Here is a 22,608-nt window from a genome sequence, read left to right on the forward strand (position 1 = left end):
AATGAAGCCCTTTTTTACTTATTTTGCGTATTCTACCGCTCTTGTTTCACGAATTACTGTCACTTTAATATGACCTGGATAATCCATTTCTTCTTCAATACGTTTTCGAATGTCACGCGCTAAGCGATGCGCTGTAATGTCATCAATTTGCTCTGGACGAACCATAATACGAATTTCGCGACCAGCTTGAATAGCAAAGGATTTTTCAACACCATCATAAGACTCTGAAATTTCTTCCAGTTTCTCTAAGCGGCGGATGTAATTTTCTAAAGTTTCACTACGTGCACCCGGGCGTGCTGCTGATAATGCATCAGCTGCAGCTACAAGTACTGCAATCACAGATGTTGCTGGTGTATCACCATGATGAGAAGCAATACTGTTAATAACTACCGGATGTTCCTTATACTTCGTTGCAAGTTCAACACCGATTTCAACGTGGCTACCTTCGACTTCATGGTCAATGGCTTTCCCGATATCATGTAGTAATCCGGCACGACGAGCAAGCATTACATCTTCTCCAAGTTCAGCAGCGAGTAAACCTGATAAAAACGCAACTTCTTTCGAATGTTTCAAGACGTTTTGTCCATAACTTGTGCGATAACGCATACGGCCCATTATCTTAATTAAATCCGGATGTAAATTATGAATGCCAACATCAAATGTCGTTTGTTCACCGATTTCACGAATTTGCTCATCGACTTCACGTCTAGACTTCTCAACCATTTCTTCAATACGTGCTGGATGAATCCTGCCATCTTGGACTAATTTTTCTAGTGCCAGACGAGCAGTTTCACGACGGATTGGATCAAAACCAGAAAGAATAACTGCTTCAGGTGTATCATCGATAATTAAGTCGATTCCTGTCAATGTTTCTAGCGTTCTTATATTCCGGCCTTCGCGGCCTATGATACGGCCTTTCATTTCGTCATTCGGCAAGGTTACTACTGATACTGTCGTTTCCGCTACATGGTCTGCAGCGAAGCGTTGTATAGCTAACGACAAGATTTCACGAGCTTTTTTATCAGATTCTTCTTTCGCTCGCGTCTCAGATTCTTTCGTCATCACTGCGATGTCCGTTGCTAGTTCATTTTCTACTTGTTTTAGAATAATGCTTCTCGCTTCTTCACGAGTTAATGCAGAGATGCGCTCAATTTCTGTTTCTTGTTTTGCAACTAGTTCAGCTACTTTACTTTCCATCTGCTCTACTTGCTGTAGTCTTTCAGTCAGAGCGTCTTCTTTGCGCTCTAGACCCGCGTCTCTTTTGTTAAGAGCATCATCCTTACGATCAAGGTTTTCTTCTCTTTGCAAGTACCGATTTTCCTGTTTTTGCAGTTCAGACCGGCGTTCACGAATGTCAGATTCTGATTCAATTCTCAATTTGTGAGTTTCATCTTTTGCTTCTAATAGTGCTTCTTTTTTAAGAGCTTCCGCTTCGCGCTTCGCCTCATCTACGATGAGAACAGCTGACTGCTTTGCACCAGTCACTTTTGAATCGTTCACATTTTTAATTAAAAAATAGCTAACACCGACACCGACGATAAGACCAAGCAAAGCGGAGATAATTTCATACATTTTGAACACCTCCTCTTGCTATTTCATTTACATGTTTAGTTGGCTTATATATGGAGTGGTCCAATATACTGCCAAATGTTATTCATTTGAGAGATTATACAAGCTTAATTGTATAGATGTAAAAATACTCTGTCAAGGATTCCAAGTGCTAGTAAAAGAAAGTAGTCTACCTAAATTTACGGTAGACTACTACTTATTCCTTATTTTTTGTCTAATGACAATTCAAACTCTTCATTTTCTTCTTCTTCATCATGAGCACCAATTGTATATGCAGTTGCCATCATTCCATATGCAGCTCTGATTTTTTGAGCAATTTCATTTCGAGTTGCATGATTATCTTTTAGGTATTGTTTTGCATTTTCACGACCTTGACCAAGACGGTCATCGTTATATGAATACCAAGATCCACTCTTATTTACAATATCCATCTCCACACCTAAATCGACTATTTCACCTTCACGTGAAATTCCACTACCATACATAATATCGACTTCAGCCGTTCTAAATGGAGGTGCTACTTTGTTTTTCACAACTTTTATTTTCGTTTTATTTCCCATGAAGTCATTTCCAGACTTAATTGTTTCTGCACGACGAACTTCTAAACGAACAGAACTATAGAATTTAAGTGCACGACCACCAGGTGTAACCTCAGGATTACCGAACATAACGCCCACTTTTTCACGGATTTGGTTAATGAAAATTGCAGTTGTTTTCGATTTACTAATTGCACCAGATAATTTACGCAATGCTTGTGACATTAGTCGAGCTTGAAGACCTATGTGGGAATCGCCCATTTCCCCTTCAATCTCCGCTTTAGGTACAAGAGCTGCTACAGAGTCAATAACGATAATATCAACAGCACCACTTCGTACAAGTGCTTCTACAATTTCTAAAGCTTGCTCTCCTGTATCTGGTTGTGATAATAATAATTCATCAATATTAACACCCAGATTTTGAGCGTAAGTAGGATCAAGTGCATGCTCTACATCAATAAAGGCTGCTTGACCACCTGCTGCTTGTGCTTCTGCAATTGCATGTAAAGAAACAGTTGTTTTACCAGAACTCTCTGGTCCATATATTTCAATAATTCGACCTCGTGGGTATCCACCTACACCTAGTGCAACATCAAGTGTTAGAGATCCACTAGAAGTCGTCAATATTTCACGATCAGTTTTTTCTCCAAGTTTCATAATTGAACCTTTACCGAATTGTTTCTCAATTTGTTTCAACGCCATGTCTAATGCTGCTTTACGATCGCTCAAGAATGGTTCCTCCTTTAATTTCAAACACAAATTATCTTCTGTCTCTACTATACTTGGTCTATGAGAAATACACAAGAAAAAAGCGAACGTTTATTCTGTTTTAATTTTAACAAAATCAGATTTTGAATTTAAAAAACAGTATAAAATCTAATTTTTATACCTAATCAAGCCTTGAAAATTTAATTATACCTACTTTTCTTAAAATAAATTTTCTTCTTGCCGGAAACCCTAACTAAAATTGCTAACGTCACAAGAGACGCTAGCAATTTTTGTCAGACACTTATTAAAAAGATGTCCATATTCGACACTTATAGCAAAGAAAGATTGTCTCACGTCACACTTTTATAACTTCCGGAATAACTTTTCAGGACTAGAGCGTATTTAATTCAACCTTCTAAGTGGATAGCAGTTGGATTAAATAATGAAAAGTTCGTTTTACTGCACGTAAACGATTGGTATTTCGCATATCGCTTAAATGCAATTCATGTGTCACAACTTCATCATTCGGAAGAATAATCGCAATCCAGACAGTGCCAGCTGGTTGATGATCATGTTCACCTGGACCTGCTACACCGGTTAAGGCTACCCCAATATTCGTTTTGAACATTGTTTTCACTCTAGTTGCCATGGCTGTCGCACATTCTTCACTAACAACACCGTATTGCTCAATAATTTCTTTTGAAACGCCTAGTTGGTTCATTTTTGAATCAGCAGTATATGTAACAACGCCACCCACTAATGTCTGGCTAACTCCTGGAATGGCAGCTAGTTCAGATTGAAACAATCCAGCAGTTAAACTTTCTGCTACAGATATAGTCAATCCTTGCTCAATTAATAGTTTCGTTGTACTTGATGCTAGAGATTCATCATTGTAGCCATACAAGTAGTCACCTACACGAGAAAGCAAAAGTTGTTCGGTTTCATGAATTAATCGCCAAGCTTCTTCTTCGCTTGATGTTTTAGCTGTTACACGTAAAGTGACTTCGCCATCAGAAGCAAGAGGTGCAATCGTAGGATTTGTTTGAGTTTCTAATAAATCCATGATTTGTGTTTCTAGTTCTGCTTCACCAATTCCATAGAAACGCAATACTTGAGATACGATAATCTCTCCATGATTTAACGTACTAGCTAATAATGGTTTTGCTTCGAATTGAAACATCGGTTCCATTTCTTTCGGTGGCCCTGGTAGAAGAATATAAATATGTTGATCATGTGAATAGAACATTCCTGGTGCCATACCGTTATGATTCGCTAATACTTTACAACCGTCTAAAACGAGTGCTTGTTTTTTATTATTTTCAGTCATTGGACGATTGACACGTTGAAAAAATGCTTCAATGGATAGCATAGCGGTTTGATCCATAATGAGCTCAGTTCCTAGATGCTTTGCAATGGTTTCTTTAGTCAAATCATCTTTTGTTGGTCCAAGTCCACCTGAGAAAATGATTAAGTCTGCACGCGACTCTGCAAGCTCAATGGCTTGTTTTAAACGCTCAGCATTATCTCCTACTACAGTGTGATAATACACATTTACACCAAGTTCAGCTAATTGACTCGAAATGTAACGAGCATTTGTATTCGTAATTTGACCTAATAATAGTTCTGACCCTACAGCAATAATTTCAGCATTCATTTTCAATCACGCCCTTATTTAGAATCCAGTAATACACGGCGGTTCGCATAGAAGTAATCCCATCCAGACCAAATTGTAAAGATCAATGTCACATATAACATAATCGTAGCAAATGGTATGGAGAACATTTCAAAAACAATGTTATGAAGTAACAATGCAGAAACTGCAATAATTTGTGTCCACATTTTAATTTTGCCTAATTGCTTTGCAGCTACAACTTCTCCTTCATTAGCTAATATTAAACGAAGTCCTGTTACAGCAAATTCACGACTAATAATTATGATAACTATCCAGGCAGGTGCAAAACCTAGTTCAACTAAAATAATAAGAGCTGCGGAAACCAATAATTTATCTGCAAGTGGATCTAAAAACATGCCCATCTTTGTGACTAAATTATGTTTACGTGCATAATATCCATCGATAAAGTCAGTGACTGCTGCAAAAATGAAAATTATCGCTCCAATTAGATGCTCCACGGGTAAAGTTGCCCCTAAAAGGGTAAGATCTCCCCAACCAAAATCAATAAGCATAAAGGCTACAAATATTGGGATCATTATTATTCGTGAAACTGTAATTTGATTAGGTATATTCATTATCTGTCTCCTTTCGATTCAAAGAAAATAGCCATCTTGTTAGAGATGACTATTGCTGATTAGAAAATTGAATCATCATATTTTGAGTAAATCTATCAGTCGTTGGAATTCCATATTCTACTTTTTCATCATTTATAAATACATCAATTTGTGGTGATGCACCAACTCGAATACGAGCAGTTTGAGCGTCACTTAAATCTAGTGTAACTGTTTCACCTTCAGCTAATTCACGACCTAACATTTCTGCTCCAGATTGATTTTTAACACCGACCCAAGCTCTTCCGCGCGCGACGATTTTCAGTGAAAATGTATCCGTTTCGGAAAGTGTATAATTGGTTGTTTCACCGTCGATTTTGCCCATTTCAATCGTTTGTGTTGGTTCTACTACTTCAACGGGTTCTTCCTCGATTGGTTCTTCTTCTGTTTCAGAATCTACAGCAGAAGTCTCATCTTTTGTTTCAGGTTCTTCAATTGACACAGGTTGGTCAGTTTGCGTCTCTGTTGGATTATTGTCCTTCATCATTAAGTTTTGATATAATAGCCAAAAAATTACGATACCAATAATAATGATCACTGCTACCGTAACCATCGGTAAAACTTCGCCCATGCGATTAGAAGATTTTGTTATTGATCTGCGTCTAGTAGGAGCAGATGTCATTGTTTGTTGCATTTCTTCACTAGAAGTAGAAGGCAATTCTTGCTTATACGACTCTAACAATTCATCAGAATTTAACCCTACTGCATCAGCGTACTGCTTAATAAATGCTCGAATATAAAAAGATCCGGGCATCATACTATAATTGCCTTCCTCTATACCTGACAAATAGCGTTTTTGAATTTTAGTCATTTCTTGTAAATCTTCTAAGCTGTATCCCTTTGCCAATCTCGCCTCTTTCAAACGAGTTCCTAATTCAGTCAATTAAAACACCTGCCTGTTAAAAATTAAAACCACCGAAGCCTTCTACATTACCTCTTTCAGACATCATCTGGTTTTTTTCCATGATTTCGTACGTTATTACTTCATCTGGTTCATGTCGCAATTCAATTATGTAATCAAAGTCTTCAAGTGAATATTCTGACTGTTTGATGAACATATCAGGATGTTCAACTACTTTAATTGTAGGAAGACGCATCATTTCTCGCACTAATTGTAAATGGCGTTCATCTGTCGATTGTTTAGTAACAATACCATCTAAAATAAATATGTTGTTATCGTTATATTCATCACCAGCTAATTGATTTCGAACGGTTTGTTTAATCATTGTCGACGATAAAAACACCCATTTTTTATTCGCACTAACACTAGCTGCAACTACAGATTCAGTTTTCCCTACACGAGGCATACCTCGAATACCGATTAACTTGTGTCCTTCTTGCTTAAATAACTCTGCCATAAAATCTACGAGTAAACCTAGTTCGTCCCTAACAAAACGGAATGTTTTGCGATCATCCACATCTCTTTGTATGTATCGTCCGTGTCTAACTGCTAAAATGTCACGTAATTTCGGTGTTCGCAATTTTGTAACTCGAATTGTATCCATCGTAGAAACAATTAATTCAAAACGTTCAATTTGCTCTTCATTTTCTGCACGGAGTAACATTCCCCGTCTTCCCTGGTCTACACCATTAATGGTGACGATGTTCACACGAAGCATTCCGAGCAATGAAGCAATATCTCCGAGCAATCCTGGTCGGTTTTTTTGTATTTCGTATTCAAAATACCATTCACGCATATTGTAACGACCTTTCTGCCTAACATATTAAAGAAGCAGTTTTTTATTTCCCTTAAAAGACATATATTAATTAGTCTTCTAAATAGATGACGCTGTTAAACTGCTCTAGGTTCTATCATATCTGATTTTTGTACGTAAGAAAAGGAAAAAGAAAAGAAGGACGTATGTCCTTCTTTTCTTTTATTGCACATTTTTTTGTTGAACTAATTTTACAACCATGTTCGCTAAAGAATGTTGTTCATCTTCTGAAGCCACTGACCATAAGTCAGCAAGTACACGTTCTTGCTCATTTTTCGGATCCACATTTTTAGCTAAGTAATCACCGATTTCATATGCTGTAGATTGAATAGCTTTTTTAGTCATTCCAGTAGATTCGGCATTCATTACATTTGTACCTAGAAAGTGGGTCCATTTTTGCCAGTTTTCAAGCAAAGCCATGTTCATTCCTCCTTTTCACATGTAGTATGTGCAATAAAAAGAATTTATATGTACCAACCACCATTAACGCTTAGCACTTGTCCTGTAATATAATCTGCTTTTTCGCTTGTTAAAAAAGACACCAGATTTGCCACATCTTGTGGCTTACCAATTTGCTTTAAAGGAATGTCATTTTCAATTATTTCCCTCTCATATTCATCAAGTGATTCGTTCATTTTAGTATCAATATATCCTGGAGCAATAGCATTCACTCTAACACCGGAAGAGCCAGCTTCTTTTGCGTATGCTTTTATAAATGCATGTTGTGCGCCTTTAACCGCTGAATAGACGGTTTCTCCCGCTGCACCTGTTTCTCCCCATATCGAGCCAATAAAGACAATATACGAAGTATTAAACCTTCTTAATTTTGATGCTAATTGACCGATAATGAACATGGGTGATTGCACATGTGTTCGCCAAACAGATTCCATATCTTGGAGAGAAGTATCTTCAAGTAATTGATACAGAGCTTGGCCAGATGCAAAAATAATTGCTTGAACTTCAAATAGTTGTGCTAATACATTACTGACATCTTCATTACGTCCCAGGTCAACTTGAAAGACATGAAATTCTTGTTGCGGAAAAAGTTCTTGGAGATGTGTATATAATTTTTCTACAGCAAGTTTATTTTCATGAAAATGTAAGTACAAGCTCCAACCTTGAGTAGACATTTCCAGCGCAATAGATTGCCCTATTTCACCAGATGCTCCAAAAATGCAGGCGAATTTCTTCAAGAAATTTCTTGGTCTTTCTTTGGAAGAACTGAAAATACTGTCTGTTGTTCTTCTCCTTGAATAGAAGTGAATGCTTGTTGTAAATCTGCTACAGTCATTTGCTCTAATACTGGAACTGCGTCAAATAAATTCATCTCATTAAACGTGTAACGTGTAAATTGATTAGCAATAAATTCAACGGAATTTAATGCACGCAGAAAATAGCCGATTTTTTTCTTACGAACTCGATCTAAATCCACTTGACCAAATGGCCATTTTTCTTCAACTTTTTTCAGTTCTTTCTTCACACCTTCTATCAATTCTTTAGGTTTTGAAGTATCTGATCCAATAATTGCAAATCCAAAGCCTTTTTCAAGTGTAAAATCAAATGCATATGATTCATCAATCCAACCTTGTTCATATGCTTCCACATAAAAGTCTGAAGAACGTCCAAATATTAATTCAAGAGCTAGTTGAATGGCCATTTCTTGCTTCATCATTGTTTCACCTTGTAGTGATGTCTCTTTCGCTTTTAAGCCCACATAGACTTTTGGTTTTTGAACATCCATGTACAATTTATTTTCTTTTATTGCCACTTCTATTGGTTCATGTGGAAAAGAGCGTTTTATTGGTTGTGGTTCCGCAAATTCTTTTTTATTCTGATTTTCACGAATATATGTCATCATTTCATCTGGATTTACTGCACCTACCACAAACAACAACATATTCGATGGATGGTAAAATGTTTCATAACATGTATACAAATGTTCAGCTGTAATCTCATCAATGGATTCAATCGTACCTGCTATATCAATTTTTACAGGATGATCTTTGTATAAATTTTCTATCGTCCCAAAATATAAACGCCAATCAGGTTGGTCATCATACATTGTAATTTCTTGGCCAATAATGCCTTTTTCTTTTTCAACAGTGGCTTGCGTAAAATATGGTTCTTGCACAAAATTTAATAAAGTCTCTGTATTTTCATATAAGTGATCCGTTGCAGAAAATAAATAAGCGGTTCGCGTAAACGAAGTAAATGCATTGGACGAAGCACCAAACCCACTAAACGTTTGGAAAACATCACCGTCTTTTTTTTCAAACATCTTATGCTCTAAGAAGTGGGCAATTCCATCTGGCACTGTAACTTCTTCTGATTCCCCGGGAGGCACAAAAGTACTATCAATCGCACCATACTTTGTTGTAAAAGTGACAAATGTTTTAGAGAATCCTTTTTTCGGTAAAATATAAACTTCTAAGCCATTATTCATTTTTTCATGGAATAGCTTTTCGTCTAATTGTTTAAAGTGAAGCTCATTCATGTCACTGTTCCTCCTTTCCGGACAATAAATACACAATTTGTTTATTTATTGACCTCGCCATATCTTGAATATCATCTTTAGTAATTGACGACCAATTTCGGACTAAATTTTCGACTGAGAATTTTTCATCCAGGTCTTTATATTGATCGAAAATCTCGATTTGACCTCGTGCAGAATCAAGTGCCTCTTTTATTTGATTTTTCAACATCGCAACTGTTTGGTCTATTTCATTTTGTGAAATTTCACCTTTTTTCATTAAATCAAGCTGCTCATCAATTAACCGTACAGCTTTTTCTTGCTTACTTGCGTCAATCCCAGCTAACACAAAAACAAGACCATAGGCTGAAGAGAACGAACTTGACACATAATAAGCCATGCTCTCTTTTTCACGTACATTTAAGAAAAGTTTTGCGTGAGGATAACCGCCAAATATACCATTTGCAATTTGCATTTTCGGGAAATCAGGATGGCTAAACGTCACAGGTGTTTCATAACCAATATGCAGTTTTCCTTGCTTCATATCTTGGAATTCGTTTACATAATTTTCCTCAACAGTCGGATGTTGAATATTTTGATGGGGTACTTTTTGCTTTATATCACGTGAAATAAATGGAAATGCTTGTTTTATTTTAGATGTCATTTCTTTAACGTCGACGTCGCCAACAACATAAATGTTTAAATCATCTTCTTTAAGCATTTTATCGTATGCTTCAAATAGTGATTCTTTTGTGATAGCGGAAACATCACTAATTGTTCCATTTACACCAATTGACGCTGGATGATTGGGACGCATAAGTTCAATTAATCGATGTTGTGCATAGCGAGTTTTATCATCGTAAAGAGACTCAATACGTTGAGTAACAGAATCTTTTTCGCGTTTAACTATAGATTCTTTAAATTTCCCTTGCTCGAAATTTGGTTGAAATAAAACGGTTTGCAATAAGTTAAGCACTTGATCTAACACGCCATCTGTAGACAAATAATGATCATTAACGGACTCAGCGAGCAAGGTAATATAATGATCGCTGCCTTTTTTACTTGAATCCAAGTACATAATCGTACCGTAAAGTTCATCTAAATGACTTCGAAATGCTGGGTTTGATGGGTAGAGTTCATTACTGTGTAACAATACATTTGCAAGTACCGAGCGTTCTGATGCGGAACGATTTGTTAAGGCCTGTTTAAATTTAAAAGCAAAATTTACGGTTTTAAATTGATCAGTTGGACGAATATGTAAATGAATGCCTTGTTGTAACTTTATAGATTGAAACATTGAAATCCCTCCTATATCTCTTTAATATGCCGAATCCTTTCTTTTACTATACATGGAGCTCATAAATGATTGCAATTAAACACTATAAAAAAAGACTAAGCAAATGCTTAGTCTCAAAAATATATGATTATCTTTTGCCTTTAATATACGAAGTACCTAAAGCTTTTGGCGCATGTGCTTTCCCTATGAAACCAGCTAAAGCAAGAATTGTTAAGACATACGGCAAAATCAATAAGAATACGTTAGGAACATCTTCAATAAAGGGTATTGAACCCCCGACAATACTTAGTGCTTGTGCAAATCCGAAGAATAATGCCGCTCCCATTGCTCCAAGTGGATGCCACTTCCCGAAAATTAAAGCAGCAAGAGCCATGAAACCTTGTCCATTAATAGTTGAGTGACTAAAGTCTAGTGAAATTGATTGAGAATAAATTGCACCACCAATACCTGCTAAACCGCCTGAAATCATCACGGCAATATAACGCATACGTGTGACATTTATCCCCATCGTATCAGCTGCCATTGGGTGTTCACCAACTGCACGCAGGCGTAATCCAAAAGGCGTGAAATATAGTACGACCCATGCAAGAATGGCAATTACAATTGCTAAAACCGAAGTCGCATAGACATTTTGGAAAAACATCGGTCCTAAAACTGGAATGTCTTTTAAAAATGGGATGTCGTCACGTAAGAAACGTTCTTGTATAAAATCCGTTTGTCCTTTTCCATAAATCATTTTAACAAGGTATAGGCAAAGAGCTATAGCCAACAAGTTAATAGCTACACCCGAAACAACATGATCTGCTCTAAATGTTATAGAAGCAACTGCATGTAATAGAGAAAATAATGAAGCAACTATCATGGCAGCTAAAAGTGCCATCCATGGTGTACCTGCACCAAAAATATGAACAAATGATAAATTAAACAAGATTCCAATAAAAGCTCCCATGACCATGAGTCCTTCTAAGCCGATGTTAACAACACCCGAACGTTCAGAAAACACACCACCAATGGCGGTTACAATTAGAGGAGCCGCATAAAAGATTGCAGCAGGAACAAGGAAATATAATACTTCTAATAAACTCATTACTTCGCCTCCTTATTCTTACTGAAGCGTTGTACAAGTAATCGGATAACATAACCTGATGCTACGAAGAAAATGATAATCGCAATTACTATCGATACGATTTCCTCTGGAATACCTGCTTCATTTGGCATATTGGTTGCCCCATATTTTAATGACCCAAACAATGTTGCACCAAATATAATACCAAGAGGTGTATTCGCTCCAAGTAATGCTACAGCGATACCGTCAAACCCAATTCCTGTAAATCCACCTTTAACTGAAGCAAACCCAAATGTACCCAGTGCTTCCATTGCCCCACCTAAACCAGCAAATGCACCTGAAATAACCATTGCTAGAATAATATTTTTATTGACATTCATCCCCGCATATTCGGATGCATGTTGATTTAATCCAACTGCTTTTAATTCAAACCCAAGTGTTGTTTTCTCTAAAATAATATACATTACCAAAACCATTACAAGTGCAATAATTATCCCATAATGTAAACGAGAGAAATCTGTCATATTCGCTAAAAAATCTGAGCGAAGTGAAGCATTTGGATTAATTGGACCGGTATTGTCTCCCCCATCTGAGATAGCACGTACTAATGCGTTTGTTGTGTGAAGAGCAACGTAGTTCATCATGATGGTGACAATTACTTCATGAACCTTAAAACGAGCTTTTAAAAGGCCTGGGATGAATCCCCATAATGCACCTGCGGCTGCGGCTGCGAGAATTGCGAGTGGCAAGTGAATCATTTTCGGTAAATCAAAAGCTACTCCAACATAAGCAGCTGCAAACCAACCCACAATTAATTGACCTTCAACACCAATGTTAAATAGCCCAGTACGGAAAGCAAATGCTACAGCTAAACCAGCTAGAATATAAGGCGTAATTTGGCGTATCGTTTCACCCATAGTATAGACGTCTCCAAAAATCCCGTTCCATAAGGCGGAATACCCTGCAATCGGATCGTATCCACTAACTAGCATGACGATAGCTCCTACAAGTAAACCTAAAATAACAGAGATTACAGGAACTAGAATGTTAACAATACGATTAGACATGCGAGTCGCCCCCCTCTTTTACTTGATGAGAATGAGCTACCTTGTTTGTTTGACCTGCCATTAATAAACCAAGTTCTTGTTCATTCGTTTCAAGAGGATCTAATGTGTCTACAATTTGACCTTCATAGATAACTGCAATACGGTCAGAGACGTTCATTACTTCATCTAATTCAAATGAAATTAACAACACAGCTTTCCCTTTATCTCGTTGTTCAATTAAACTGTGATGAATAAACTCAATTGCACCTACGTCTAAACCACGTGTAGGAAGTGCAGCAATGAGTAAATCAGGATCTCGATCAATTTCACGACCGATGATAGCTTTTTGTTGATTACCACCTGATAATGCTCGCGCAGGCTCATGATCGCCTTGTGTTCGAACATCATATTTCTGAATGATTTCATTTGCTTTTTTCGAAATGAGTGAATAATTTATAAACCCTTTTTTAGAAATAGGTTCTGTATAATACGTTTGCAATGCAATATTGTGTCCGATTGAAAAATCGAGAATAAGACCATGTTTATGACGGTCTTGAGGGATATGTCCAATACCAGATTCAGTTATTTTACGTGGACTCTTCCCAGTAATTTCTTGACCTTTTATAAAGACATGGCCACTTTTCACTTTACGCAATCCAGTAATTGCTTCAATTAGTTCTGACTGTCCATTGCCATCAATTCCTGCGATTCCAACGATTTCACCTTTTCGAACATTTAAGTTAAGACCTCTTACCTTTTCAATTCCTCGGTAATCAGTGACAAACAAATCTTTGATATTTAATACATCCGTTGTTGGGTTCGCCAAACCTTTAATCGTTTTAAATTCTACTTGACGTCCAACCATTAGGGAGGCGAGTTCATTTGGGTTGGTCTCTGCAGTTACTACAGTACCAATGCCTTTACCCTTACGAATAATGGTCACGCGATCAGAAACTTCCATAATTTCTTTTAGCTTATGAGTTATTAAAATAATAGATTTTCCTTCTTCAATCAAACGACGCATAATCTGAATTAACTCCGTAATTTCTTGAGGGGTTAAAGATGAAGTTGGTTCATCAAAGATTAATATCTCCGCTCCTCGGTAAAGCGTTTTCAAAATCTCTACACGTTGCTGCATACCTACTGAAATATCCTTAATTTTTGCATATGGGTCTACATCTAGACCATAAAGCTCTGACAATTCTTGCACCTTTTTAGCGGCAGATTTTGCATTAATCATTCCCATTTTCGTAGGTTCACTACCGAGAATTATATTTTCTGTAACTGAAAACTCTTCAACTAACATGAAATGCTGATGAACCATCCCTATGCCAAGACTATTGGCGACATTTGGATCCGTAATCTTTACAACATTTCCATGAACACGGATTTCTCCACCCTCAGGTTGATATAGACCAAAGAGTACATTCATCAAAGTTGATTTTCCTGCACCATTCTCGCCAAGAAGCGCATGAATTTCACCTTTATTAAGTTGAAGGGTAATATTGTCATTAGCTACGAAATTCCCGAATTCTTTACGGATATTTAGCATTTCAATAACGGGTTCCACTATATTCACTCCTTCGGCAATATCGAAATAAAATAAATTAATACAGGAAAGGTTTCCAATGTAAAACCTTTCCTGTATTAATTTAGAAAGGGTAACAAAAACATCATAAAGACTGAATAAACAGTCTTTATGATGACTTATTCAAGTTAATTATTACTTTACAGTATCAGAAACTTCGATTTCGCCATCTGCAATTTTCTTCGAATACTCATCAATTTGTGCTAATACATCATCAGGAATTGCTCCACGAGAATCTGCTAGACCAACGCCTTCTTCAGTTAAACCATAAACAGTTGTTTCCCCACCTGGGAATTCGCCATCCATAGCCATTTTAGAAAGGTTTTTAACAGCCACGTCAACACGTTTTAACATCGATGTTAACGTAATGTTCGTGTCGCCAACAGTACCTTCTTCATATTGGTCAGAGTCAACACCGATTACCCAAACATAAGCATCTGGATTTTTGGTTTTTAATTCTTTTGCTTCAGCGAATACCCCGTTACCAGTACCACCTGCAGCGTGGAAAATAATATCTACACCCGAAGAATACATACGGTTAGCTGTTGTTTTACCAAGCTCAGCTTTGTCAAATGCTCCAGTGTACTGAACATCAACTTCAATGTTAGGGTCTACTGCAGCAACGCCTTCTAAGAAACCAGCTTCAAAACGCTCGATTACAGGAATTTCCATACCACCTACGAAACCGATTTTTTTCGATTTAGTCATCAACGCAGCAGCAACTCCAGCAAGGTAAGAACCTTCTTGCTCTTTAAATAATACGGATGCCACATTTGGCTGATCTACTACTGCATCAATAATCGCAAGATGTGCATCTGGTTGTTGACCAGCAATTTCATTTACAGCAGCTTCCATTAAGAATCCAATGCCGAAAACTAAGTCAAAATCACGACGTACTAATTTGTTTAAGTTTGTGTTGTAGTCAGCGTCAGAAGTTGATTGTAGATAATCAAAGCCACCATCGCCTTTTTCAAGACCATTTTCTTCGCCAAATTCTTTGATTCCTGTCCAAGCTGATTGGTTGAATGATTTGTCGTCTACTCCACCGATGTCAGTAACCATTGCTACAGAGAAATCAGAAGTTTTTGTTTCTGTCTCTCCGCCCTTTGTTTCCGTACTCTCATCTTTAGCAGTACCACAAGCACCTAAAATCGTACTAGCAGCTAATACCATCGATAAAGCCAAACCAAATTTACGCTTTGTCAATTTGAGACCCCCCAAAAAATGTTTTTTCATATTAGCAGGAAATTTACTGTTTTACACCCTTTTACGCACTACATGGAAACTGAATTTGTCAGCCCTAAAATAGTTTTTTGAATATAATACAACTTGCTCTTTGTCATTAAAATGTGATTGTTTAAGAACTAGTAACGCCGTTTCAGAACCACACTCTAAAATCGGTGATGCTACTTCATGGAAACCTGTTGGATCAATAATAGCAACGGCATGAGTTACACGGATTTCCCCGGATTCCTCAATTGCTGCAAAGATCGAACCTTCTTGCCTTTTAAAAAAATCAGCCGGCAAATACTTTGTAGGTACTTTATCTACACAATAAACAACAGGTACACCATTTGCTGTTCTTACACGTTCAATTGTAATGACAGTCTCGTCTTTATTGCAATGTAAGCGTTTTATATCTTCATCAGACGGAAATGACTCCGTTGAACTTAAATAAATAGTTCCGGGTTCCATTCCCGCAGTACGAATCATAGAAGATATACTTGTTAAATGTTCAATACCTGAAGTAAAAACAGGTTTTGGATTAACAAATGTACCTACACCATGACGTCTAACGATGATATTTTCTTCTTCCAACAGTCTAAGTGCTTCACGAAGTGTTGCTCGACTGACTCCAAGTAATTTGGCCAGTTCAAATTCTGAAGGAAGTTTTTCCTTCTCTTTAAACACACCTTTTTCAATATCGCCTTTTAGACGATCGATCACTTGGAGATACAAATGACGACTATCTGCTTTTATTGTCATACGAAACACCACCAAGAGTAGAGATCAGACATCTGATGTAAAACTTTCCTACTAATCAGACATACTATACCACTTTTATTTGTGTAAATAAATAGATTTTTGTGTAATTCTGAAAAGTTTCGTAAAAATTTTAATTTAATTGTAATCATATTGTCATATTAAGTTATTTCATCTTGCTTTGCTTGTAGTACTTGTCGTGGTTTGCTACCTTCATAGCCACCGACTACTCCTCGCATTTCCATTTGATCAATAATACGTGCTGCTCTCGAATATCCAATACGGAATCTTCTTTGCAAAAGAGATACAGAAGCAGTTTGCATATCGGTCACTAGTTGAACAGCTTCATCATATATATCGTCTGTTTGTTCATCTAATGGAACTTCTACGATTTCTGTTGGAATCATTTCTTCTTGATATTGGGCCTTTTGCTGTTCAATCGCAAAATCAACAATCTTTTCTACTTCTTGATCAGATAAATAAGCCCCTTGTACGCGAACAGGTTTTGAAGCACCTGCTGCTAAAAACAGCATATCACCTCTACCAAGCAACTTCTCTGCTCCACCCATATCTAATATGGTCCTTGAGTCAATGGATGAAGATACCGCAAATGCAATTCGAGAAGGTATATTGGCTTTAATTACACCCGTTATGACATCAACACTTGGTCGTTGTGTAGCAATAATTAAATGAATACCAGCTGCACGAGCCATTTGTGCTAAACGAGTAATAGAATCTTCCACATCATTAGATGCTACCATCATCAAGTCAGCTAATTCATCCACAATAACAACGATATATGGCAACTTCGGATGTTTCTCCTCATTCACTTCATTCCATTTTAAAATGTGTTCATTGTATCCTTCAATATTTCGCATCCCTGTATGTGAGAATAAATCATAACGACGTTCCATTTCTGAAACCACTTTTTTGAGTGCCTGAGAGGCTTTTCTCGGATCAGTCACGACAGGTGCTAATAAATGAGGTATGCCATTATAGACATTCAATTCGACCATTTTAGGATCAATCATCATCATTTTAACTTCGTGCGGTTTCGCTCGCATGATAATACTGACGATAATCCCATTGATACATACACTCTTCCCACTACCAGTTGACCCAGCAACAAGTAAATGAGGCATTTTATTTAATTCAGCAAGAACCGCTTGTCCCGTGATATCACGGCCAAGACCAATCAATAATTTCGCTTCAGCATTGTTGTTTTCTTTTGCTTCTAATACTTCACGTAAACTCACGATAGCCACTTCTTTATTTGGTACTTCTATGCCAATCGCAGATTTGCCGGGAATCGGTGCTTCAATTCGAATATCACGTGCGGCAAGTGCTAAAGCTAGATCATCACTAAGACTAACAATTCTACTTACTTTAACTCCTGCATCAGGCAACACTTCGTATTTAGTAACCGCTGGTCCTAGATGGACTTGTGTCACACGTGCTTTAACACCAAAGCTATGAAAAGTCTTTTCTAATTTTTTGGCGTTTGCTTGAATTAGTGAATATTCCCCACTTTGATCACTATACGGTGGAGCATTTAATAAAGTGACAGACGGTAATTGATAGTCTTTATTTTCTAAAACTGTTTCAGATACACTATCAAAAGCTTTTTCATTCAATTCTTCTGTTTTCTTAATTTCAGGCTGAGGTTTAATTTCTACTATTCTTTCTGCACGTTCTGTGAATGCGGAAATAATGGGCGAAGCATGTTCAATTTCGGTTTCTTGATGAATTGTTGCCACTTCTTCCTTTTGTTGTGCCGAAGAAGGTACGTTTTGCGATTTTTTATTCTTGTCACTTCTTGTTTGAATTTTGGGTGAAGCAAGAGCTTTATCTTTTTTCTTTTGCGCTCTCATTGCCATCCAATTGTTTTTCCATTGTGGAATTTTACTTACTAAATATGGCACGAGTGCTATTCCTGAAAGTAAAATAAAACCAATTATTAATAATAACCAAGCCGCTATTGTGGCGCCTCCTGCATCAAATAATACGTGGAATGTGGCGAATAGAAACGCACCTATCATACCCCCACCTAAAGACTGTTCACGACTTACAATCCCATTACTTTCAATTAAGATTCTCCACGTTTCACGAAGAACTGAGTCGCTTACTAATGCGCCACCTTCAAATAGTTGTTCAAACAATACCAAGTGACTAAAAATTGTCATACTAGCTAATATACTTAAAAAGCCTGTAACGATTCGGTTATTCAATCCAGGTACCGCCTGTTTAATCATCATGATAAGTGCAACTACAATACATAAAAATGGTACTGCAATATGCCAATTTCCAAAGAAAAATCGGGCGATAGACGACAAACCAAATCCAACATAACCTAATTCAAAAAATGTAATAATACCAAGTCCAATTAATAATAAGCCTATAATTTCAAAAACAAGTGGAAATTTAGTGGTTGTGGGTTTCTTTTTTGTCATTACTTTCTTCTTTTTTACTGTGATACCTTTCACCTTCTTTCATTGAGTAAAGAAAAAGGATTTCCTGCCTATATATATGGCGAGGAAATCCTTCCGCTTTTTCACCTTAATATTCCATAATAATCGGGATGATCATAGGACGTCTTTTCGTTTGTTTATATAGATACGAATTTAAGGTGTCACGAATTTCTTGTTTGATATTTGTCCACTCAAATGTTTCTTTAATTACATATTTTTCAACAATTTTCTTCACGAGTTGTGCTGACTCATCCATCAATTGTTCTGACTCACGAACATAAACAAATCCGCGTGATAAGATTTCCGGACCAGAGGCAATTTTCTTTTGTGCACGGTTTAAAGTGACTACAACGATCAAGATACCATCTTGTGAAAGTAGTTTACGATCGCGCAACACGATGTTTCCTACATCCCCGATACCAATTCCATCGATTAAGATGTTACCAGCTTGTACACGTCCACTCATACGCATTTTCCCACTCTTATACTCAACAACATCACCTTTATCAGCAATAAAGATTTGATTTTTCTCTAATCCAGTAGCTTGCGCAAGTTTAGAGTGAGCCATTAGCATGCGGTATTCACCTTGAATAGGGATGAAGAATTTTGGTTTCATTAAGTTTAACATCATTTTTAAATCTTCTTGACTACCATGCCCAGATACATGAACTTTTTCACTAGCAGTCAACACCTTTGCACCTGCTTTAGCTATGTGGTTCATCGTTTTAAACATAGCTACTTCCATACCTGGAGATGGCGTGAATGTAATTAATACCGTATCTGTATCTTTTAATTTAACATCTTTATGATGTTTTCTAACCATTTTATCAAGAGCTTCTAATGGTTCCCCTTGATTACCTGAAACAATAATTATTACTTCATCATCTGCATAATTTCCGATATCTTTAATCGGAATTAGTGTTTCTTCATTTATCTCTAAGTACTCTAATCGCTTACCAACTTCAAATACGCTTTCCAACGTTTTACCCACTAATGCAACTTTGCGACGGGATTCAATTGCGTTGTCAAACACTTGTTGAATACGAATAAAGTTTGAAGAATATACAGAAACAATTATACGACCTTTTGCACTATGGAAATTCTCAGATAAATGTTCTTCAATGACAGATTCAGAAGTTGTGTGGCCAGGTCGTTCTGCTTCAGTTGAGTCTGACATTAAAATAAATACGCCTTCTTCTCCAAGACCTGCCATTTTGGCGATGTCTGGACGATAGCTTCCTTTTGCAGATTGGTCGAATTTGAATTCACCAGTATGCACAATTGCTCCTTCAGAAGTGTGGAAGACAATTCCTAAAGAATCTGGAATACTATGCGTTGTATGGAAAAATGTTACGTGTGTTGATTTAAAGTTCATACGGCTTTTATTTGTTACTTCAAAGAATTTGACAGGTTGAGCTGCTGGTAATTCTTTTAAATGCTCTTTTGCTAAGGCAATTGTTAGACGAGAGCCGTATACTGGTGCTTGAATCTTATTTAGCAAATACGAAATGGAGCCAATTGCATCTTCATGTCCGTGCGTTAAAAAGATACCTTTTATTCGCGCTTTATTTTCTTCTAAATACGTCACGTCCGGAATAACTATATCAATTCCAAGCATTTCATCTTCAGGAAACATTAGTCCACTATCTACTACAAATATTTCTTCATCAATCTCTACTACATACATAGCTTTTCCGATTTCCCCAACTCCACCGAGAGGGATAATTCGAATGTTTTCATTTATTGTTTTTGTCACGTGCTTTCCTCCTAAAAATTAACCCGATCAACTTCCACTAGTATTCATTATACGGGACGCATGACAACAGTACAAACAAAAAAAGGTCAGTCCATTACTGACCTTTTAAAATTTATCTAAAGCTCTGCTGTTTTTCCTTATATTGTGACCAAACTTGATCGAAATTTTGTTTTTCTTCGTCTATCATATCAACCAGTGGTAATCGAACTGAACCTACATCTAAACCCAATTTCCCCAATGCATATTTAACTGGAACTGGATTTGGTTTTGCAAAGAGCGCTCGAATTAGCGGTAATAATGCATGGTGAATTAAAGCAGCATCTTGATGTCTTCCCTCTTCAAAAGCACGAATTAATTTTTGCATATCTGCTCCAACCACGTGGGAAGCAACGGAGACAACACCTGCACCTCCAATGGATAGTACAGGTAACGTTAACCCATCATCTCCACTGTAGACTGCAAAATCAGCATGACTACCAGCAATAATATCTGACATTTGTTCTAAGTTGCCACCAGCCTCTTTAATAGCTTGAATATTTGAGATTTTACTAAGCTTCAATACTGTCTCTGGTAACATATTGACAACAGAACGACCTGGAATATTATAAAGTAAAACAGGCAATTTAGTTTCATTTGCTATCGCTTTAAAATGTTCAAACATACCACGTTGATCAGGTTTATTATAATACGGGGTAACAAGCATAATACCATTTACACCCGCTTCATCTGCTATTTTCGTCAAGTCAATCGAAGCTTTCGTGCTGTTACTTCCAGTACCCGCAATTACAGGAATACGATTATTTACCGAATCCACCGTAAAACGAATTAAGTCCGCTTTTTCATTATCAGTTAATGTAGGTGATTCCCCAGTCGTTCCACAAACCACAACCGAATCAGTCCCAGTAGCAATTAAATGTTCAATCAGTTTTGCGACCATTTCAAAATGAATGGACCCATCCGGTAAAAAGGGTGTGATCATCGCTGTAGAAACGCGACCTATATGCATAAGCAACTCTCCTTTTAAATAATACCGTCTTCAATCAATACTTCTGCAATTTGAATTGAGTTAAGTGCTGCACCTTTCAATAAATTGTCTGCGACAATCCATATATGAAATCCTTTATCATTTGATAAATCTTTTCGAATGCGACCAACAAATACCTCATCTTGCCCTTCCGCAAATAACGGCATTGGATATTCTTGTTTTGCAGGATTATCGAGAACTTTAATCCCTTTCGCTGATTCCAATACAGAACGGATATCAGATACACTGACTCCTGCTTTCTCTACCTCAACAAAAACAGATTCAGAGTGTCCTGAAACGACAGGTAGACGAACACATGTAGCAGCAACTGAAAGATTTGGCATATGCATTATTTTCTTTGTTTCATTGATCATTTTCATTTCTTCTAACGTATATCCATTGTCGTCAAAAGTATCGATTTGTGGAATGACATTAAACGCAATCGGGTAATGTATTTCTGCACCTTTAACTGGTAAAACTTGAGCTTCTGAAATTTTTGTTTTCCCAAATGTTAAACTTTGTGCTTCTAACTCATTTATTGCAACTACTCCAGCACCTGATACTGCTTGATAAGTAGATACGATGACATTGTTCAAACCAAATGCATCTTTTATAGGTTGCAAGGCACATACCATCTGAATCGTTGAACAATTCGGGTTGGCAATAATACCAGTGTGTAACTTGAGATCTTGTCGATTCACTTCTGGAACAACAAGCACAATATCTTTATCCATACGAAATGCACTCGTGTTATCAATGACCACTGCACCGCGCTTTACAGCTTCTGGTGCAAGTTCTTTAGAAACTGAACCACCTGCACTAAATAGAGCAATATCAACGCCATTAAAGGCTTCAGGCGTGGCTTCTTCAATGGTGTATGACTGCCCTTTGAATACAATAGATTTTCCTGCTGAACGTTTGGATGCTAAAAATTTTATATGTTGAATTGGGAACTTTCGTTTCTCTAGTTGTTCCATCATTTTTTCGCCTACTGCACCGGTTGCACCGACAACAGCGACTGTGTAACTTTTAGACATGACACTCACTCCCTCTAGCCAACTAATTGGTTATATTGTCGGTTATTGTATCATAATCTTGC

19 protein-coding genes are annotated in these 22,608 nt (G+C 37.1%); all 19 read right to left on the bottom strand.

Going from position 1 to position 22,608, the window contains the following annotated elements; translation table 11 throughout:
- Window positions 1-18: 18 nt before the first annotated feature.
- Window positions 19-1,572 carry a ribonuclease Y gene (rny, locus tag E2636_RS09895; protein ID WP_017380897.1) on the bottom strand — a complete coding sequence of 518 codons (1,554 nt, stop codon included), beginning with the start codon at window positions 1,570-1,572 and terminating at the stop codon, window positions 19-21.
- A 200-nt stretch (window positions 1,573-1,772) separates the two neighbouring features.
- A complete protein-coding gene (gene recA / locus E2636_RS09900) occupies window positions 1,773-2,834 on the bottom strand; it encodes a recombinase RecA (RefSeq protein ID WP_134210050.1) in 1,062 nt (353 codons plus the stop codon).
- Between the two features lie 394 nt (window positions 2,835-3,228).
- Window positions 3,229-4,467, bottom strand: a complete 1,239-nt coding sequence (locus E2636_RS09905) for a competence/damage-inducible protein A (protein ID WP_134210051.1) — start codon at window positions 4,465-4,467, stop codon at window positions 3,229-3,231.
- Between the two features lie 14 nt (window positions 4,468-4,481).
- Window positions 4,482-5,060: a CDP-diacylglycerol--glycerol-3-phosphate 3-phosphatidyltransferase gene (gene pgsA / locus E2636_RS09910; protein WP_134210052.1), complete on the bottom strand. Its 579-nt coding sequence runs from the start codon at window positions 5,058-5,060 to the stop codon at window positions 4,482-4,484.
- A gap of 49 nt (window positions 5,061-5,109) precedes the next feature.
- A complete protein-coding gene (locus tag E2636_RS09915) occupies window positions 5,110-5,979 on the bottom strand; it encodes a helix-turn-helix domain-containing protein (protein WP_134210053.1) in 870 nt (289 codons plus the stop codon).
- 16 nt (window positions 5,980-5,995) lie between these two features.
- Window positions 5,996-6,793, bottom strand: a complete 798-nt coding sequence (locus tag E2636_RS09920) for a DUF3388 domain-containing protein (protein ID WP_017380892.1) — start codon at window positions 6,791-6,793, stop codon at window positions 5,996-5,998.
- A 180-nt stretch (window positions 6,794-6,973) separates the two neighbouring features.
- Window positions 6,974-7,231, bottom strand: a complete 258-nt coding sequence (locus E2636_RS09925) for a DUF3243 domain-containing protein (protein WP_134210054.1) — start codon at window positions 7,229-7,231, stop codon at window positions 6,974-6,976.
- Between the two features lie 44 nt (window positions 7,232-7,275).
- The gene (gene ymfI, locus E2636_RS09930; RefSeq protein WP_134210055.1) at window positions 7,276-8,004 is read right to left on the bottom strand and encodes an elongation factor P 5-aminopentanone reductase; all 729 of its coding nucleotides are present in this window, start codon (window positions 8,002-8,004) and stop codon (window positions 7,276-7,278) included.
- Entirely contained in the window at window positions 8,001-9,305 is a 1,305-nt protein-coding gene (gene yfmH / locus E2636_RS09935; protein WP_134210056.1) for an EF-P 5-aminopentanol modification-associated protein YfmH, read from the bottom strand. Before yfmH ends, ymfI begins: the two co-directional genes overlap by 4 nt.
- Window position 9,306: 1 nt before the next feature.
- Window positions 9,307-10,578, bottom strand: a complete 1,272-nt coding sequence (gene yfmF / locus E2636_RS09940) for an EF-P 5-aminopentanol modification-associated protein YfmF (protein WP_134210057.1) — start codon at window positions 10,576-10,578, stop codon at window positions 9,307-9,309.
- Between the two features lie 127 nt (window positions 10,579-10,705).
- Entirely contained in the window at window positions 10,706-11,665 is a 960-nt protein-coding gene (locus tag E2636_RS09945) for an ABC transporter permease (protein WP_134210058.1), read from the bottom strand.
- The gene (locus tag E2636_RS09950; protein WP_134210059.1) at window positions 11,665-12,711 is read right to left on the bottom strand and encodes an ABC transporter permease; all 1,047 of its coding nucleotides are present in this window, start codon (window positions 12,709-12,711) and stop codon (window positions 11,665-11,667) included. The genes E2636_RS09945 and E2636_RS09950 overlap by 1 nt, the downstream gene beginning before the upstream one ends.
- Window positions 12,704-14,260, bottom strand: a complete 1,557-nt coding sequence (locus E2636_RS09955; protein ID WP_134210060.1) for an ABC transporter ATP-binding protein — start codon at window positions 14,258-14,260, stop codon at window positions 12,704-12,706. Before E2636_RS09955 ends, E2636_RS09950 begins: the two co-directional genes overlap by 8 nt.
- 153 nt (window positions 14,261-14,413) lie before the next feature.
- The gene (locus E2636_RS09960; RefSeq protein ID WP_134210061.1) at window positions 14,414-15,484 is read right to left on the bottom strand and encodes a BMP family lipoprotein; all 1,071 of its coding nucleotides are present in this window, start codon (window positions 15,482-15,484) and stop codon (window positions 14,414-14,416) included.
- Window positions 15,485-15,535: 51 nt separating this feature from the next.
- Window positions 15,536-16,264, bottom strand: coding sequence for a GntR family transcriptional regulator (locus E2636_RS09965; protein WP_134210062.1), 729 nt, complete (start codon window positions 16,262-16,264; stop codon window positions 15,536-15,538).
- A 158-nt stretch (window positions 16,265-16,422) separates the two neighbouring features.
- On the bottom strand, window positions 16,423-18,711 hold the full coding sequence (locus tag E2636_RS09970) for a DNA translocase FtsK (protein ID WP_208324063.1): 2,289 nt from the start codon (window positions 18,709-18,711) through the stop codon (window positions 16,423-16,425).
- Window positions 18,712-18,817: 106 nt separating this feature from the next.
- Window positions 18,818-20,485 (bottom strand): ribonuclease J, encoded by a 1,668-nt coding sequence (locus E2636_RS09975; RefSeq protein WP_134210063.1) that lies wholly within the window; start codon window positions 20,483-20,485, stop codon window positions 18,818-18,820.
- Between the two features lie 112 nt (window positions 20,486-20,597).
- Complete coding sequence (gene dapA, locus E2636_RS09980) at window positions 20,598-21,491, bottom strand: 4-hydroxy-tetrahydrodipicolinate synthase (protein ID WP_134210064.1); 894 nt, start codon at window positions 21,489-21,491, stop codon at window positions 20,598-20,600.
- Window positions 21,492-21,505: 14 nt separating this feature from the next.
- Window positions 21,506-22,546, bottom strand: a complete 1,041-nt coding sequence (locus E2636_RS09985) for an aspartate-semialdehyde dehydrogenase (RefSeq protein WP_134210065.1) — start codon at window positions 22,544-22,546, stop codon at window positions 21,506-21,508.
- Between the last annotated feature and the right edge of the window lie 62 nt (window positions 22,547-22,608).

This window comes from Paenisporosarcina antarctica (assembly GCF_004367585.1).
Classification (GTDB): Bacteria; Bacillota; Bacilli; order Bacillales_A; family Planococcaceae; genus Paenisporosarcina; species Paenisporosarcina antarctica.

What these genes read in the sequence shown, in the direction of transcription:
- pgsA (WP_134210052.1), bottom strand. Translation starts at nt 5,060, where the DNA reads ATGAATATACCTAATCAAATTACAGTTTCACGAATAATAATGATCCCA.
- dapA (WP_134210064.1), bottom strand. Translation starts at nt 21,491, where the DNA reads ATGCATATAGGTCGCGTTTCTACAGCGATGATCACACCCTTTTTACCG.
- E2636_RS09920 (WP_017380892.1), bottom strand. Translation starts at nt 6,793, where the DNA reads ATGCGTGAATGGTATTTTGAATACGAAATACAAAAAAACCGACCAGGA.
- E2636_RS09985 (WP_134210065.1), bottom strand. Translation starts at nt 22,546, where the DNA reads ATGTCTAAAAGTTACACAGTCGCTGTTGTCGGTGCAACCGGTGCAGTA.
- E2636_RS09950 (WP_134210059.1), bottom strand. Translation starts at nt 12,711, where the DNA reads ATGTCTAATCGTATTGTTAACATTCTAGTTCCTGTAATCTCTGTTATT.
- rny (WP_017380897.1), bottom strand. Translation starts at nt 1,572, where the DNA reads ATGTATGAAATTATCTCCGCTTTGCTTGGTCTTATCGTCGGTGTCGGT.
- E2636_RS09905 (WP_134210051.1), bottom strand. Translation starts at nt 4,467, where the DNA reads ATGAATGCTGAAATTATTGCTGTAGGGTCAGAACTATTATTAGGTCAA.
- E2636_RS09925 (WP_134210054.1), bottom strand. Translation starts at nt 7,231, where the DNA reads ATGGCTTTGCTTGAAAACTGGCAAAAATGGACCCACTTTCTAGGTACA.
- yfmH (WP_134210056.1), bottom strand. Translation starts at nt 9,305, where the DNA reads ATGAATGAGCTTCACTTTAAACAATTAGACGAAAAGCTATTCCATGAA.
- E2636_RS09965 (WP_134210062.1), bottom strand. Translation starts at nt 16,264, where the DNA reads ATGACAATAAAAGCAGATAGTCGTCATTTGTATCTCCAAGTGATCGAT.
- E2636_RS09970 (WP_208324063.1), bottom strand. Translation starts at nt 18,711, where the DNA reads ATGACAAAAAAGAAACCCACAACCACTAAATTTCCACTTGTTTTTGAA.
- yfmF (WP_134210057.1), bottom strand. Translation starts at nt 10,578, where the DNA reads ATGTTTCAATCTATAAAGTTACAACAAGGCATTCATTTACATATTCGT.
- E2636_RS09945 (WP_134210058.1), bottom strand. Translation starts at nt 11,665, where the DNA reads ATGAGTTTATTAGAAGTATTATATTTCCTTGTTCCTGCTGCAATCTTT.